The following is a 12,839-nucleotide window of genomic DNA, read 5'->3' on the forward strand; positions in this document are numbered from 1 at the left end:
TTGGCTATTCCGCCGCGCTCAGCCGAAAGAACAGGCCCTGGCGCAGGCTGTCGGCGATGCGGCGGGCTTTTTCGCGTGCGATCGCGGCCAACTCTGCGGGCAGCGTGGCAGCCGTTGAAGCATCGAAATAGGTCAGCCAGATATCGAAATGGTCGGCCTTCATCCGGTGCTGGCCTTCCTTGACCACCTGATGATGGGCGCCGAAGGGGTTGCCTTTATAAGCCGGAATGCCGCCCAGCACAGTCATCCAGAAGTCGGTCAGCTTGTCGAAATGCTCTTCCCAGTGGCCGTCAAGGCGCTCATTGAAGATTGGCCCCAGCGTATCGTCCAGCCGTACCCGACCATAAAAATCCACAACAAAGGCGTGGATCATGGTGCGATCAATCTTTGGGTCCAATGGCAGTGGCACGGCAGCTTTCCTCGTCGGTGTTTCTTTCACCTAAGGGGCATGGGCGGCATTCACAAGGTGTAAATTGGTCGCACCGAGGGTGCCGGATGCTGGCAGCGTCAGGAACCACCGAACAGACGCTTGAAAAAGCTCTTTTTCTTTTTCGGCTCTTCTGGCTGGTTTTCATCCATCAGCCGGGGGTCTGGCTCGGTGGCGGAATTGGCATAGAGCCCGGCATCAGCCAACAGCGGCCTCACGGGGGAGCCCGCATGGGCCTCAAGCATGAAATCTGACCAGATGCGCGCGGGCAAACCACCACCCGTAACCCCCTTCATCGGGGCACCGTCATCGTTACCGACCCAAACGGTGGCGGTCATGTCGCTGGTGAAGCCGGCAAAGACGGCGTCGCGACTATCCTGGCTGGTGCCCGATTTTCCGGCGGCGGCCCTGTCGATCTTGGCATTCTTGCCCGATCCCCACTCCACAACCGACGTCAGCATCCCGGCCATATCTTCGACAACCGGATAGGCAAGTACCGGACGTGGGCGGTCCGGCAATTTGCGGTAAATCACCTGACCCTCGAGCGTGGTCATCTCAAGAATGCTGTAGGGCTCTACCGAAAACCCGCCATTTGCGATGGACGCATAGGCACCCGTGAGGTCAATCAGCTTCACTTCTTCGGTGCCCAGGGGCAGGCTGGGAAGCGGCGTGACGTTGGTGGAGATTCCCAGCCGTTTGGCCATGGCCGCCACCCTGTCGCGCCCAACCTGTTCCGCCACCTGAACGGCAACAGTGTTGATCGAGCGGGCGAAGGCCTCGCGCACGGTCATTTCACCGTCAAAGGTGCCGCTGTAGTTTTTGGGTGTCCAGCCGTCGATGCTGATCGGGGCATCGACAAACTTGTCTTCGGGCTTGATGCCCGCTTCGAATGCCGCAAGATAGGAGAAGAGCTTGAAGGCAGACCCCGGCTGCCTGAGCGCCTGCACCGCGCGGTTATATTGGCTTTCACCATAGTCGGCCCCACCCACCATGGCCCGCACAGCGCCGTCATGCTCAATCGCCACAATGGCGCCCTGGCTGGCGCCGCGGTTTTTCCCTTCTCCAGCCAGGCCGCGGTCAAGCGCCATGGCTGCTGCCCGCTGCACGCCGGGATCAAGCGTGGTGTATATCACCAGCGACCGGCCTCTGACTTCCGGAAGGACACGGGTGGCCTCGGTGGTGACCCAGTCGGTGAAATAGCGCACATCATTGCCAGCGGCCGCGCCTCGAATGGTCGGGGGCTGGGCTTTGATTTTGTCGGCAGCGGCCTTGGTCAGGGCGCCGGCCTCAACCATGGCGCCGAGCACCACTTTGGCCCTGTCCCAGGCACCCTTCGGGTTGATGTGCGGTGCCAGGCGGGAAGGAGCTTTGACGAGCCCCGCCAGCATTGCCGATTCGGCGATGGACAGGTTCCTGGCCGTATGGCCGAAAAACTTGCGGGAGGCTGCGTCAACACCGTAGGCACCGCCGCCAAAATACACGCGGTTCAGGTATAGTGTCAGAATCTGTTCCTTGGTGAACTTCTGCTCCAGCCAGAAAGCAAGCAACAGTTCCCGCGCCTTCCTTGTCATGGTGCGGTCGCTGGACAGGAACAGGTTTTTCGCCAACTGTTGGGTGATGGTGCTGCCGCCCGCGCGGATGCGGCCGCGTTGAACGTTGGTTACCACCGCCCGCGCCAGCCCGCGCCCGTCAACGCCGCTGTGCTCAAAGAAATGTCTGTCTTCAACTGACGTAAAGGCCCGCACCAGCGCGTCGGGTACTTCTGAAAAGTGGATCCAGTCGCCATAGATGGGGCCGTTTCGTACCAGTGTCGCGCCATTCGCAGCCTTGATGATAATGGCCTGGTCCCCCGCGCCGGGGGCTGGCAGGTTATCAAGATCCGGCAAGTCGTGTGCCAGATAGCCAAGGGTGATGATGCCAAGAATGGTGGCCCAGACGCCAGCAACCGCAGTGCCGTAAAGAATACGCCGGGCGAGCGGACGCTTGGGCCCGGTGGTTTCAACCCCAATGGTTTGTGCGCGCTGTCGGCCCTTGGTCTTCTTGGGCTTTTTCGGTTTCTGGTTACTCACGGACATGTCCTGCTTGTTTGGCAGCTTTGTACCATGGCAGCCAATTGAGGCAAAGTTGCGAAGTATTCCTTGTTGAAATTTGCATGGCTTCCGGGCATCATATAATTTACCGAACGATTGGTTGGTAATCGCCGCAGGATCGCCCATATGACGCGCCCACCCAAATACAGCAAGGCAGCCATGGCCCAACGGCTTGAGCAGGTGTTCAAGGAAAATGGCTATGAAGGCGCCAGCCTGCAGCTGTTGGCCGCAACCACGGGGCTGTCAAAAGCCAGTCTGTATCACCATTTCCCGTCTGGTAAGTCAGAGATGGCCGCGCACGTATTGGCCTATTCCGGGGCAAGGCTTCAGAAGCTTGTGCTGGGGCCACTCGGGGCCAAAAACCAGGCGGGATTGCTGAAATCGCTCGCAGGCACGGCCAACTATTATGATGGTGACATCCCCATTTGCCTGATGAACAGCCTGCTGCTTGGCGAGGGGCGTGATTTGTTCGGCGACCGAATTCAAACCGCAGTGGAAACATGGCAGAGTGGGCTGTCGGGCTGCCTTGTCGGCGAAGGGGCTGCCAAGGCGGAGGCCCAAGCCTGGGCGGCCGACGCCATTGGTCGCATCCAGGGAGCTCTGGTGTTATGTCGTGTGCAGGGAAGCCGCGGCTCACTTGATGACTGTCTGGAAGGGCTTACAGACGACGTGGAAAGCTGGTTGGCTGACGGTTGAAGCTGTCCTTTTGTCTCCCTATCTGAGTTTATAGAACAACGATGGGGACGAGAATGATTGAAATTGAGACAACGGCAGACCTGAATCGCCGTAATTTTTTACCGCACCGGATGCTTCACTCAGGTGATGTAGTCAAATTTCCAACAAAGCAATCGGCAGTGGGTTCGCCTTTGCCGGAAGGTCTGTTCGCCGTCAGTGGTGTGACAGCAGTGCATATTGGGCGCGACTATGTTGGGGTTTACAAGGATGGTGCCGCAGACTGGGACGATATCCAGGGGCCGATTAAAGCCTTTCTGGAGGAGGTTTTCCCCGAAGAGCGCAGTGAAGAAGGCGGCAACTTCATGGAAGGCCTGCTGGCCGCAGACATATTGGCAAGCATTGGCGTCATTTTCTTTTCCTGACAGCTATGGGGTTTGTGACTTTCCCAATTTAGGTGAGACAAATTCTCTCTTTGGGCTTGACCTTTTGGCGGTGAAGCGCCACATCAGGGTCAAATCAAGAAGGATTTAGTCATGTTTATCGAAACCGAAGTTACACCAAACCCGGAAACCCTCAAGTTCCTGCCGGGCCGGACAATCCTGGAAACCGGAACTGCAAGCTTCAGTGATCCAGAAGGCGCCGATGCGTCGCCCCTGGCAGAAGCCATGTTCGGGCTCGACGGCGTGACCGGTGTGTTTCTGGGGCATGATTTTGTCACCATCACCAAATCCGAATCTGCCGATTGGGGTGATGTGAAGCCGCAGGTGCTCGCGGGGCTGATGCAGTTCTTCGCAAGCGGGGCGCCAATCCTCAATCATGAGGGCGCTGTGGATACGTCGACAGCGGTCGATGAGGACGAAGCCGACGCTGAGATCATCGAGCAGATCAAGACACTTCTGGATGAGAAAATTCGCCCAGCTGTAGCGGGCGATGGCGGCGATATCATTTATCGTGGTTTCAAGGAAGGCGTTGTCTACCTGACCATGCAGGGGGCCTGTGCGGGTTGCCCAAGCTCAACCATCACGCTGAAGCACGGTATCGAGAATCTCCTGAAATACTATGTGCCGGAAGTGGTGGACGTTCGCGCGGTCGATTAATCCAGCGGCCCGCCGGGCACCAGGAAAAATTTCCCATGCCAGTACCAGCGCCCGCCTCCGGCGGGCAGCGTGCAATTGATACGGTTCCGCCCTTTGGGGAAAGCCTTGTCAAAGCGCACCTCTACGCGGCGACCCAGATGGATCAATTCAGCCGGTTGGCCCAAGTGGCTGGGGTAACATGCAAGCGCAGAAAGTCCCCTGACTGTATCATCGACCGTAAAGCCGTAGACTGGCGGATTGCGGTCGTCCGTCAGCAGGGTTGAGGCCGGCACCACATCAGACACCGGCAGCGCCATCGACTGGCTGATCAGCTTGAAACGCGGCATCTCGCCGTAGCGTTCATTCACCGGAAAACGTGGCAACGCGAATGGATCGCTCCACAACGCCGCGGGGCTGGAAAACTGCGCGAAGGCAGCCGTGAAACCTTCCGCCTTCACGGCATTCTTGATGGCCTCATCATACTCACCGTAAGGGTAGGCAAACAGTGCGGGTATTTCGCCAAGTTCAGCCTCAAACCGTTCGCTGGCGCGTCGGACATCTGCCATCGCGGCCTCAAGACCGGCGTGTGGCATATGCAGGTGGCTGGCCGTGTGGTGGCCAATTTCAACACCTTCGACCTTAAGCTGTCGAACGTCATCCCAGGTCATATAATTGCTGCTGGCCTGGTTGCTGGCGCTATCGACCGGGTCGGTGGAGACGAACAGGGTCATGGGAATGCCGGCGGCCTTCAGTTTTGGCCAGCCATGGGTGACGACAGACTTGTAGGCATCGTCGACTGCAATGGTGACGGTCTTTTCTGGCAGCTGTTCCTTGGCTTTCAGTTTCGCGGCTATGTCGCCAAGTGTCATGAAATGATAGCCGCCTTCCTTCAGCAGCTTGATCTGTGCGTCCAGCTGCTCCATCCGGATATTTGTGGTGGGATAGCTGTCCTCACCGAAGCGGTGGTACAGCAAAACAACAGCAGACTGATCCGCGACAGCAGCGCCGAACCCGACAACCGCCATAACGAGCGAAAAAAGAATGCGCGCCGCTCTTGTCATTCATGACCCCCTTAATTTAGCGTTCCAGGACCGATTCTGGTGTCGATCCTGGAACGCAGTCTTGCCTTGTTTGATGCAAACTGGCAAGAGAGGCAATAAAGTTTCATATGAAACCGAATTGACGCCTATCTCACCTATTATAGAGGAAAGGGAACCAAAATGGCCATTACCCCGACCACCAAACTGGATGATGCAGCGCTTGACCAGCTGTTCCGTGAGGCTCGCACCATCAATGTCTGGACTGACCGCGCCGTCAGCGACGATCAGGTGCGTGAGCTTTTTGATCTTCTCAAGATGGCCCCAACCAGCGCCAACTGTTGCCCGGCCCGCTTCACTTTTGTGAAAAGCAAGGAAGCCAAGGAGCGCCTGGTGCCGCACCTGATGGAAGGCAATCAGGCCAAGGTCATGCAGGCCCCGGTTACAGCCATTATCGCCACCGATACGGCCTTTGCAGAAAAGCTTCCGAAATTGTTCCCGCACGAACCGGACGCGAAAAACTGGTTTGCTGACCCGGCGGTGAGCGAGGAAACCGCGTTCAGGAACGGTACGCTTCAGGGTGCCTACCTGATCATGGCAGCGCGCAGCCTGGGGCTTGACTGCGGGCCGATGTCCGGCTTCGACAAAGAAGGTGTGGACAAGGAATTTTTCTCTGGTACCACCTTTAAGTCCAACTTCCTGTGCTCGTTGGGGTATGGTTCCGATGAGCGTATTTTTCCGCGCAGCCCACGCTTCGACTTTGATGAGGCCGCGCAGATTCTGTAAGGACCTCACCACGTGACCGACATGACCCTGCTGGCAATCGATACCTGCGAAGGCACTTGTTCCGCCGCACTTGTGCGCGGGTCTGAAACACTTGCCAGCCGCATGGAGTGGATCGGGCGGGGACACGCGGAACGTTTGCTGCCCATGATCGCAGAGCTGATGGCGGAGGCGGGCATCGGATATGGTGATCTTGACCGCATTGCTGTGTGCACGGGGCCGGGTACTTTCACGGGGCTGCGGATCGGGCTTTCCGTCGCGCGTGGTCTGGCGCTTACCAAGGGCCTGTCGTGCGTTGGTTTGATGAGCCTACCGGTTCTGGCGGCACAAGCAGGTGCGGGTTCAGGCGCCATCGTGCATGCCATTGTGATGGGGCGCGGTGGCCAGGGCTTTTATCAGGCCTATCAGGGCACTAGGCCGGACGGTCTACCTCAGCCGATCTCTGACGCGGAATGCCTGGACGGTGACGTGATTGCCGCAAAGGTCGCTGCACAGCCCGGTGTGGTGGTGGGCAGCGGGGCGTCACTTGTTGGTGCCGAAAGCAGCCATGATGCTGTTGATCCCGTGGTGCTGGCGCGGCTGGCGTGCGGTCTTGACCCCTCAAATTACACACCCGAGCCAGCGTATTTGAGGGATGCCGACGCCAAGAAAGCCAAAGCGCTCCTGACGGTTGAGACATGAGCCCCGTCAGCATAACGCCCTTCCCGAAGGGGTGGGATGCCGGATATGGCCTGCTCGCCGACCTGCATGACGCGGCTTTTTCTCCGCAAGGCGACCGGCCCTGGTCGGCAGGTGAGTTTCGCCAATTGGTAGAGTCATCAACCGTTGAAGTTTTTCTGGCCCACCAGGGTGATCAACCTCTTGGTTTCACGATGGTTCGCACAATCTGTGACGAGGCCGAGCTGATCTCGATTGGGGTCGATCCAGTGTATCACGGTAGGGGTGTGGCTGGCTGCCTGCTTGACGAGGTGACCAAAAACCTGGCCGGCGCCGGGGTGCAAAGCTTCTTCCTGGAGGTTCGCGAAGACAATGTTGCCGCCCTCAAGTTATATGAAAGCAAAGGCTTCAAGCCAAACGGGCGTCGGCCAGAATATTATCAAACTCAAAGTGGTAGTAGGGTGGATGCCCTATGCTTGACTTTGATTTTAGATGTCTGCCCAAATCAAACCAAATAAAGTGAATGGACTGTTTAAGTCTTTACTTCGATTTCCAGGATGGTTAATTGTACTTCATCGCTTGGGGGAGGGATGTCGGTGACAGTGTCATCATCGGTCAGGAAAGACGCCGCAACAGTCTTTTCAGACAGGATGATGTGCCCCAAGGAGCAGATGGAGCGGACCAGCGGTTCGTTACCTTGAGATTGCTCGAAAACAACGGTTGTTGTTTCTCCAGGCGGGATTTGGTCCAGGTGGAGTTTTGTTTTGACAAAAGCCATGGGGCATGTGGCGCCGCGTAAATCTAGAAACTCTGACAGGTTTAGGCGTTGCATATGGGTGGCCCTTTGATTGCACGAGATGGTTATCTCATCTGCGATCAGCTTTTGTAAAGCCAAACGGAGAATTGGCTCTGTTCAATCCTGGCGAGCTGGAATGAGGGTTATGGAACAAAAAGAAGTAATGAAGGAAGAGCTGTTGGGGCTTACGGCCGAGATTGTCTCGTCGCATGTTGCCAACAACTCCGTGGCAGTAGCTGAGCTGCCGCAATTGATTGAACAAGTATTCAATACGCTCCAAACTTTGGGCAGCGCGAATGGCGGCCAGGAATCCAGGCCGGAACCGGCGGTGCCGATCAAGAAATCTATTACGCCTAACTATATGATTTGTCTTGAGGACGGAAAGAAACTCAAGATGCTCAAGCGGCACCTCAAGACCCAATATGACATGTCTCCCGAAGATTATCGGGAACGCTGGGGCCTGCCTGCCGATTATCCGATGGTCGCGCCAAATTATGCTAAACAGCGGCGTGAGCTGGCAAAAAAAATCGGCCTCGGCCGTAGCCGGAAAAAATAGCCGGTTTCAGGACTTTCGTCCCTGTCCGGCGGTTCTTGCTTACAGAACCATACAAAAGGCGGCATGCATGGCTTGCGTGCGCGCCGTTGCTGTGCCATCTTCCGGACATATTCCAGCAATAATCAGAAGCCATTAGGAGTGTCTCGAGGTCATGACTACGGATCATCCAAATATCGAAGACCTGTGCCTGCAGAAGGGCATGCGGATGACGGATCAGCGGCGTGTGATCGCTCAGGTTCTTACCGAAGCAGATGACCATCCTGACGTCGAAGAGGTTTATCGTCGGTCCACAGCGATTGACGAAGGCATCAGCATCGCAACCGTATACCGGACGGTGCGCCTTTTCGAGGAAGCAGGCATTCTTGAGCGGCATGATTTCCGAGACGGCCGGTCGCGCTATGAGCCGGTCTCCGACGAGCATCATGACCATTTGATCAATGTGGAGTCGGGCGAAGTGCTCGAGTTTCACAATGATGAAATAGAAAAGTTGCAGGAAGAGATTGCGCGCAAGATGGGTTTCCGGTTGGTTGACCACAGGATGGAGCTCTACGGCGTGCCTCTCAAGGACAAGTAAGAGCCGCCCGCTGGGGCGGGCACGGAGCACGACATGGCGGAGGAATACGGCGGGCTGAAAGCCAATCTGGATAGCGAAGGTTGGACCTTCCTTGGATTCATGAGGCTTCTGGCCGTAATTTCCGCATCCGTTTTCCTGTTGCCCCTTCAATATGTCATGGTGAAGTTCTTTCCCCGCGTCTGGTGGCCGGTCGCGGGCATGTGGCACCGCACTATGTGCCGCATCCTTGGCATCACCGTGCGCATCACCAGCCGCAATTTGGACGCGCACCTGACCCACAAGGGGTCCATCCTTTATGCCGCCAACCATATCTCCTGGCTCGACATCATTGTCCTTGGCGGCCATCTGGAAAACGCCAGCTTTATCGCCAAATCCGAAGTGGCGGGCTGGGGTTTTGTGGGGACCATGTGCAACCTTCATAAAACCATCTTCGTCAACCGCGCGCGCCGAAGTGAAAGCCTTAAGCAGCGGGATGCACTGGTGGAGCGGGTGCAGGAAGGCCACAGCCTGATCCTGTTCCCGGAAGGCACCAGCACGGACGGTATGCGCGTGGCGCCCTTCAAGTCTGCGCTGTTCTCGGTGGCCGAGCAGGCCGATGAGGCGTGCGATCATGAGCTTCTGATCCAGCCCGTGACGCTGGCCTACACGGAAGTCAACGGCATGCCGCTGGTGCGCTCGCAGAAGCCGTGGGTGGCGTGGCTCGGGGATGTGGAACTGTTCCAACACCTGAGGCAGGCGCTGGGGCGTGCGCGCATTGAAGCGCTGGTGGAATTCCATGCGCCAGTGACTGTAGCCGAGGCCGGTTCCAGGAAGGCGCTGGCAGCTTACTGCGAACAGGAAGTGCGCCAAGGGCTTGAGCGTGCACACCGCGCAGAGATGCGCCTGGGCCCACGTGAATTCAATGGCGTTTTGCCGCCCTCCGGCGCGCCAGATGAAAGCCTTATTGATAATGGGGCTGAACCCGCTTGATGTGTATCCCTTGAATAGGGGCGCAATCCGTTGGCAAATCTTGACTCTGACAGGGTGTCTGGACTAGGTTCCGGCACCTTTTCACGCTGGGGCCTACGGCCTGGCAGGACAGCAGCTGCGGCAGGAGCAGAGACCTTGAGTAAAAAAGTTTTCATCAAGACCTATGGTTGCCAGATGAATGTCTATGACAGCAAGCGTATGGCTGACGTGCTGAAACCCCACGGCTATGAAGTGGCGGATGAGGCTGACGGCGCCGATCTTGTGATCCTGAACACTTGCCATATCCGCGAAAAAGCGGCGGAAAAGGTTTATTCCGAAATCGGCCGCCTGCGCGCCGAAAAGGAAGCCAAAGCCCTTGAGGGCAAGAATATGTATATCGCGGTTGCGGGCTGTGTGGCGCAGGCCGAAGGGCCTGAAATGATGAAGCGCGCGCCTGCGATTGACATGGTTCTGGGCCCGCAGACTTACCACCGCCTGCCCGATATGCTGAAGTCGGCGGAAGAGCAGCGCTCCGGCGGTCGCCGGTCTGCCCGCGTGCTGGATACAGAATTCCCGATTGACACCAAGTTCGATCATTTGCCGACCGACAGTGATTTTGACGGGCCGGCCGCTTTCCTGACCATTCAGGAAGGGTGCGACAAATTCTGCGCCTTCTGCGTGGTGCCTTATACCCGCGGCGCGGAATACAGCCGCCCGGTGGCGGATGTGCTCAAGGAAGCCCAGTCATTGGTGGACAAGGGCGTGGTGGAAATCACTCTCCTTGGCCAGAATGTGAATGCCTACCACGGTGATGACGGCAAGGGCGGCACCATGACGCTGGGTGGCCTGATCAAGGCGCTCGACAAGATCGAAGGCCTGGGCCGCATCCGCTATACCACGTCACACCCGCGCGACATGGATCAGGAACTGATTGATGCACACCGCGATCTGAAGTCCTGCATGCCGTACCTGCACCTGCCGGTGCAAAGTGGCTCTGACGCCATTCTCGACGCCATGAACCGCAAGCATACGCGGGATGAATATTTCGCGGTGATTGATCGGCTGCGTGAAGCACGGCCTGATCTTGCGCTCTCGAGCGATTTTATCGTCGGTTTCCCGGGCGAAACGGACCAGGATTTCGAGGACACGCTCGATCTGGTGCGCCGGGTGAAATACGCCCAGGCCTACAGTTTCAAATACAGCCCGCGCCCCGGTACGCCGGCAAGCGTGAACGAGGACCAGGTGCCGGAAGAAGTAAAGTCTGAACGTTTGGCTCGGCTGCAGGCGCTGATCAACGAGCATCAGCTTGAGTTCAACGAAGCCAGTATCGGCAAGGAAATGGACGTCCTGCTTGAACGTGAAGGCAAGCTTCCGGGCCAACTTCTGGGCCGCAGCCCTTATCTTCAGTCGGTTCATGTTGATCTGACAAAGGGCGACAATGCGCTGGACGTGGCAGGCGATAAGCCATACACTGATTTCATGGGGCAGTTGGTTCGGGTGAAAATCGTTGAAGCCGGCCCTAACAGCCTTAAAGGGGAACTTGTCAGCGCCCTGCACTAAAGGCATGGACGCGGGCACTTAAGGAGCCGCAAACAGCACAATATGTACGCCAAGGCAAGCTCAGCGTCCGCCCGTCCGGGCACCTCATCATCCAACCACAAGAAAGTGGTTGAATTCGAAGACAACCGATTAGCGGCCGTCGTTTTTGGCCAGCATGACAGAAACCTAACCCGCATCGAACAGCGGCTCGGGGTGGTGCTGATCAACCGCGGCAACAGGATCGCCATTGAAGGCACGCCCGAACGCGCCGAAGTCGCGCGTACAGTGCTCGCAGATCTCTACGACATGGCCCGCCGCGGGCAGCCCGTGGATGTGGGCGAAGTGGACGGCGCGATCCGCATGGCGGAAGCCGTGCCGTTGGAGCCCATAGAGCAGTCTATCTCCGCCCGCCCTGACGTGACCAAGCCGAAGGATGCGGACCTCAAGATTACCACCCGGAACCGGGTGATCATGCCACGCTCACCGGGCCAGGCAGACTATATCAAGAATCTCGTCAAGCATGACATGGTCTTCGGGGTTGGCCCTGCTGGTACCGGCAAGACCTATCTGGCGGTTGCCATGGCTGTTGCGCGCATGCTCGCCGGTGAGATCGACCGTATTATCCTCAGTCGCCCGGCGGTGGAAGCAGGTGAAAACCTCGGTTTTCTGCCCGGAGACCTGAAAGACAAGGTAGACCCGTATCTGCGCCCGCTTTATGACGCGCTCTATGACATGATGCCTGCCGAACAGGTGGAAAAACGCATCGCGTCCGGCCAGATCGAAATCGCGCCGCTGGCTTATATGCGCGGCCGTACGCTGGCAAATGCCTTTGTTATTCTGGATGAAGCCCAGAACACATCACCCATGCAGATGAAAATGTTCCTCACCCGCTTTGGCGAGAACAGCCGTATGGCGATCTGCGGTGACGTCACCCAGGTGGACCTGCCGCGCGGCACGCGCTCGGGCCTTCGTGACGCGCTTGATATCCTCAAAGGCGTGGAGGGTATCGCCGTGACCCGCTTCACCAAGAAAGATGTGGTCCGCCATCCGCTCGTGGGCCGCATCGTCGACGCTTACGGCGACGAAGATGGTCGCTAGGAGCAGGTAAGGTAGAGACATGAGCGACGACCCTTCACCTAGTATCCCCGGCCGGGCAGGCCTTGATGCGCTGCCTGGCCTCACCTTCGATCTTGACCTTCTCGATGGAAGCCTTGGTGAGGCAGCCTTCGTGCGCCCCATAGTCGAGGCTGCGGCCAGTGCTGCTTTGCTGGAAACCATCGCACGGGTTCATGTGCCGATGGAACTGTCTGTGCGCATTGTCGGTAACGCAGAAAGCCAGGACCTGAACCGTGATTACCGTGGCAAGGACAAACCGACAAATGTGCTTTCTTTCCCCGGTATCGACCCCGACGGCCTGATGGATGCATTCGACATGGCGGAAGCCGGTGGCCCGCCCGTGATGCTGGGTGATCTGGTGATCGCCGGCCCTGTTGTCGTGACTGAGGCAGGCAAGCAAAACAAACAAGTGCATCACCATTTGGCACATTTATCGCTGCATGGGGTTTTACATTTGATGGGTTTCGACCATATCGAAGAAGAAGATGCAGAAGAGATGGAAGCGCTGGAGCGCGAAATACTCGCGGGCCTTGGGATCAGTGACCCTTACGCCCTGCCTGAATAA

General features: G+C 57.6%; 16 protein-coding genes. 12 read left to right on the plus strand and 4 right to left on the minus strand.

Annotation, left to right across the window (positions count from 1 at the left end; translation table 11 throughout):
- Window positions 1–4: 4 nt before the first annotated feature.
- Both B3Z17_RS12145 and B3Z17_RS12150 read right to left on the minus strand, forming a co-directional pair.
- Entirely contained in the window at window positions 5–409 is a 405-nt protein-coding gene (locus tag B3Z17_RS12145; RefSeq protein ID WP_286830014.1) for a group III truncated hemoglobin, read from the minus strand.
- 98 nt (window positions 410–507) lie between these two features.
- Window positions 508–2,496, minus strand: coding sequence for a transglycosylase domain-containing protein (locus B3Z17_RS12150; protein WP_286830015.1), 1,989 nt, complete (start codon window positions 2,494–2,496; stop codon window positions 508–510).
- A gap of 147 nt (window positions 2,497–2,643) precedes the next feature.
- Here B3Z17_RS12150 and B3Z17_RS12155 point away from each other — a divergent pair, with 147 nt between their 5' ends.
- The 3 genes from B3Z17_RS12155 to B3Z17_RS12165 all read left to right on the plus strand — a co-directional run bounded on the left by B3Z17_RS12155 (window position 2,644) and on the right by B3Z17_RS12165 (window position 4,289).
- Window positions 2,644–3,213, plus strand: coding sequence for a TetR/AcrR family transcriptional regulator (locus B3Z17_RS12155; protein ID WP_286830016.1), 570 nt, complete (start codon window positions 2,644–2,646; stop codon window positions 3,211–3,213).
- A gap of 53 nt (window positions 3,214–3,266) precedes the next feature.
- On the plus strand, window positions 3,267–3,614 hold the full coding sequence (locus tag B3Z17_RS12160; protein WP_286830017.1) for a NifU N-terminal domain-containing protein: 348 nt from the start codon (window positions 3,267–3,269) through the stop codon (window positions 3,612–3,614).
- Window positions 3,615–3,725: 111 nt separating this feature from the next.
- The gene (locus B3Z17_RS12165) at window positions 3,726–4,289 is read left to right on the plus strand and encodes a NifU family protein (protein WP_068301309.1); all 564 of its coding nucleotides are present in this window, start codon (window positions 3,726–3,728) and stop codon (window positions 4,287–4,289) included.
- Here the strand turns inward: B3Z17_RS12165 and B3Z17_RS12170 are convergent.
- Entirely contained in the window at window positions 4,286–5,329 is a 1,044-nt protein-coding gene (locus B3Z17_RS12170) for a polysaccharide deacetylase family protein (protein WP_286830018.1), read from the minus strand. The two genes, B3Z17_RS12165 and B3Z17_RS12170, sit on opposite strands and share 4 nt — an antisense overlap.
- A gap of 159 nt (window positions 5,330–5,488) precedes the next feature.
- Between B3Z17_RS12170 and B3Z17_RS12175 the strand changes: the two genes are divergently transcribed.
- The 3 genes from B3Z17_RS12175 to rimI are packed head-to-tail and all read left to right on the plus strand — an operon-like array spanning window position 5,489 to window position 7,263.
- Window positions 5,489–6,091, plus strand: coding sequence for a malonic semialdehyde reductase (locus B3Z17_RS12175; protein WP_068301301.1), 603 nt, complete (start codon window positions 5,489–5,491; stop codon window positions 6,089–6,091).
- Window positions 6,092–6,112: 21 nt separating this feature from the next.
- Window positions 6,113–6,769, plus strand: coding sequence for a tRNA (adenosine(37)-N6)-threonylcarbamoyltransferase complex dimerization subunit type 1 TsaB (tsaB, locus tag B3Z17_RS12180; RefSeq protein ID WP_286830627.1), 657 nt, complete (start codon window positions 6,113–6,115; stop codon window positions 6,767–6,769).
- Window positions 6,766–7,263, plus strand: coding sequence for a ribosomal protein S18-alanine N-acetyltransferase (gene rimI, locus B3Z17_RS12185; protein ID WP_286830019.1), 498 nt, complete (start codon window positions 6,766–6,768; stop codon window positions 7,261–7,263). Before tsaB ends, rimI begins: the two co-directional genes overlap by 4 nt.
- 14 nt (window positions 7,264–7,277) lie before the next feature.
- On the opposite strand, the gene B3Z17_RS12190 is transcribed toward rimI, so the two are convergent.
- Window positions 7,278–7,577, minus strand: coding sequence for a sulfurtransferase TusA family protein (locus tag B3Z17_RS12190; protein ID WP_068301292.1), 300 nt, complete (start codon window positions 7,575–7,577; stop codon window positions 7,278–7,280).
- Between the two features lie 109 nt (window positions 7,578–7,686).
- Between B3Z17_RS12190 and B3Z17_RS12195 the strand changes: the two genes are divergently transcribed.
- The 6 genes from B3Z17_RS12195 to ybeY all read left to right on the plus strand — a co-directional run bounded on the left by B3Z17_RS12195 (window position 7,687) and on the right by ybeY (window position 12,839).
- On the plus strand, window positions 7,687–8,097 hold the full coding sequence (locus B3Z17_RS12195; RefSeq protein ID WP_139167676.1) for a MucR family transcriptional regulator: 411 nt from the start codon (window positions 7,687–7,689) through the stop codon (window positions 8,095–8,097).
- Between the two features lie 151 nt (window positions 8,098–8,248).
- Window positions 8,249–8,671: a Fur family transcriptional regulator gene (locus B3Z17_RS12200; protein WP_068301284.1), complete on the plus strand. Its 423-nt coding sequence runs from the start codon at window positions 8,249–8,251 to the stop codon at window positions 8,669–8,671.
- A gap of 33 nt (window positions 8,672–8,704) precedes the next feature.
- The gene (locus B3Z17_RS12205) at window positions 8,705–9,640 is read left to right on the plus strand and encodes a lysophospholipid acyltransferase family protein (RefSeq protein ID WP_068301281.1); all 936 of its coding nucleotides are present in this window, start codon (window positions 8,705–8,707) and stop codon (window positions 9,638–9,640) included.
- Window positions 9,641–9,775: 135 nt separating this feature from the next.
- Window positions 9,776–11,179 carry a tRNA (N6-isopentenyl adenosine(37)-C2)-methylthiotransferase MiaB gene (miaB, locus tag B3Z17_RS12210; protein WP_286830020.1) on the plus strand — a complete coding sequence of 468 codons (1,404 nt, stop codon included), beginning with the start codon at window positions 9,776–9,778 and terminating at the stop codon, window positions 11,177–11,179.
- A gap of 42 nt (window positions 11,180–11,221) precedes the next feature.
- Window positions 11,222–12,256, plus strand: coding sequence for a PhoH family protein (locus B3Z17_RS12215; protein WP_082714415.1), 1,035 nt, complete (start codon window positions 11,222–11,224; stop codon window positions 12,254–12,256).
- Window positions 12,257–12,275: 19 nt separating this feature from the next.
- Window positions 12,276–12,839 (plus strand): rRNA maturation RNase YbeY, encoded by a 564-nt coding sequence (gene ybeY / locus B3Z17_RS12220; protein ID WP_286830021.1) that lies wholly within the window; start codon window positions 12,276–12,278, stop codon window positions 12,837–12,839.

This window comes from Kordiimonas sp. UBA4487, assembly GCF_002389025.1.
GTDB classification, from domain to species: Bacteria; Pseudomonadota; Alphaproteobacteria; order Sphingomonadales; family Kordiimonadaceae; genus Kordiimonas; species Kordiimonas lacus.

Excerpts from the sequence above, each read along its gene's own strand:
- B3Z17_RS12170 (WP_286830018.1), bottom strand. The coding sequence starts at position 5,329 with ATGACAAGAGCGGCGCGCATTCTTTTTTCGCTCGTTATGGCGGTTGTC.
- B3Z17_RS12205 (WP_068301281.1), top strand. The coding sequence starts at position 8,705 with ATGGCGGAGGAATACGGCGGGCTGAAAGCCAATCTGGATAGCGAAGGT.
- B3Z17_RS12175 (WP_068301301.1), top strand. The coding sequence starts at position 5,489 with ATGGCCATTACCCCGACCACCAAACTGGATGATGCAGCGCTTGACCAG.
- B3Z17_RS12200 (WP_068301284.1), top strand. The coding sequence starts at position 8,249 with ATGACTACGGATCATCCAAATATCGAAGACCTGTGCCTGCAGAAGGGC.
- tsaB (WP_286830627.1), top strand. The coding sequence starts at position 6,113 with ATGACCCTGCTGGCAATCGATACCTGCGAAGGCACTTGTTCCGCCGCA.
- B3Z17_RS12155 (WP_286830016.1), top strand. The coding sequence starts at position 2,644 with ATGACGCGCCCACCCAAATACAGCAAGGCAGCCATGGCCCAACGGCTT.
- B3Z17_RS12165 (WP_068301309.1), top strand. The coding sequence starts at position 3,726 with ATGTTTATCGAAACCGAAGTTACACCAAACCCGGAAACCCTCAAGTTC.
- B3Z17_RS12195 (WP_139167676.1), top strand. The coding sequence starts at position 7,687 with ATGGAACAAAAAGAAGTAATGAAGGAAGAGCTGTTGGGGCTTACGGCC.
- B3Z17_RS12160 (WP_286830017.1), top strand. The coding sequence starts at position 3,267 with ATGATTGAAATTGAGACAACGGCAGACCTGAATCGCCGTAATTTTTTA.
- rimI (WP_286830019.1), top strand. The coding sequence starts at position 6,766 with ATGAGCCCCGTCAGCATAACGCCCTTCCCGAAGGGGTGGGATGCCGGA.
- B3Z17_RS12215 (WP_082714415.1), top strand. The coding sequence starts at position 11,222 with ATGTACGCCAAGGCAAGCTCAGCGTCCGCCCGTCCGGGCACCTCATCA.
- B3Z17_RS12190 (WP_068301292.1), bottom strand. The coding sequence starts at position 7,577 with ATGCAACGCCTAAACCTGTCAGAGTTTCTAGATTTACGCGGCGCCACA.
- ybeY (WP_286830021.1), top strand. The coding sequence starts at position 12,276 with ATGAGCGACGACCCTTCACCTAGTATCCCCGGCCGGGCAGGCCTTGAT.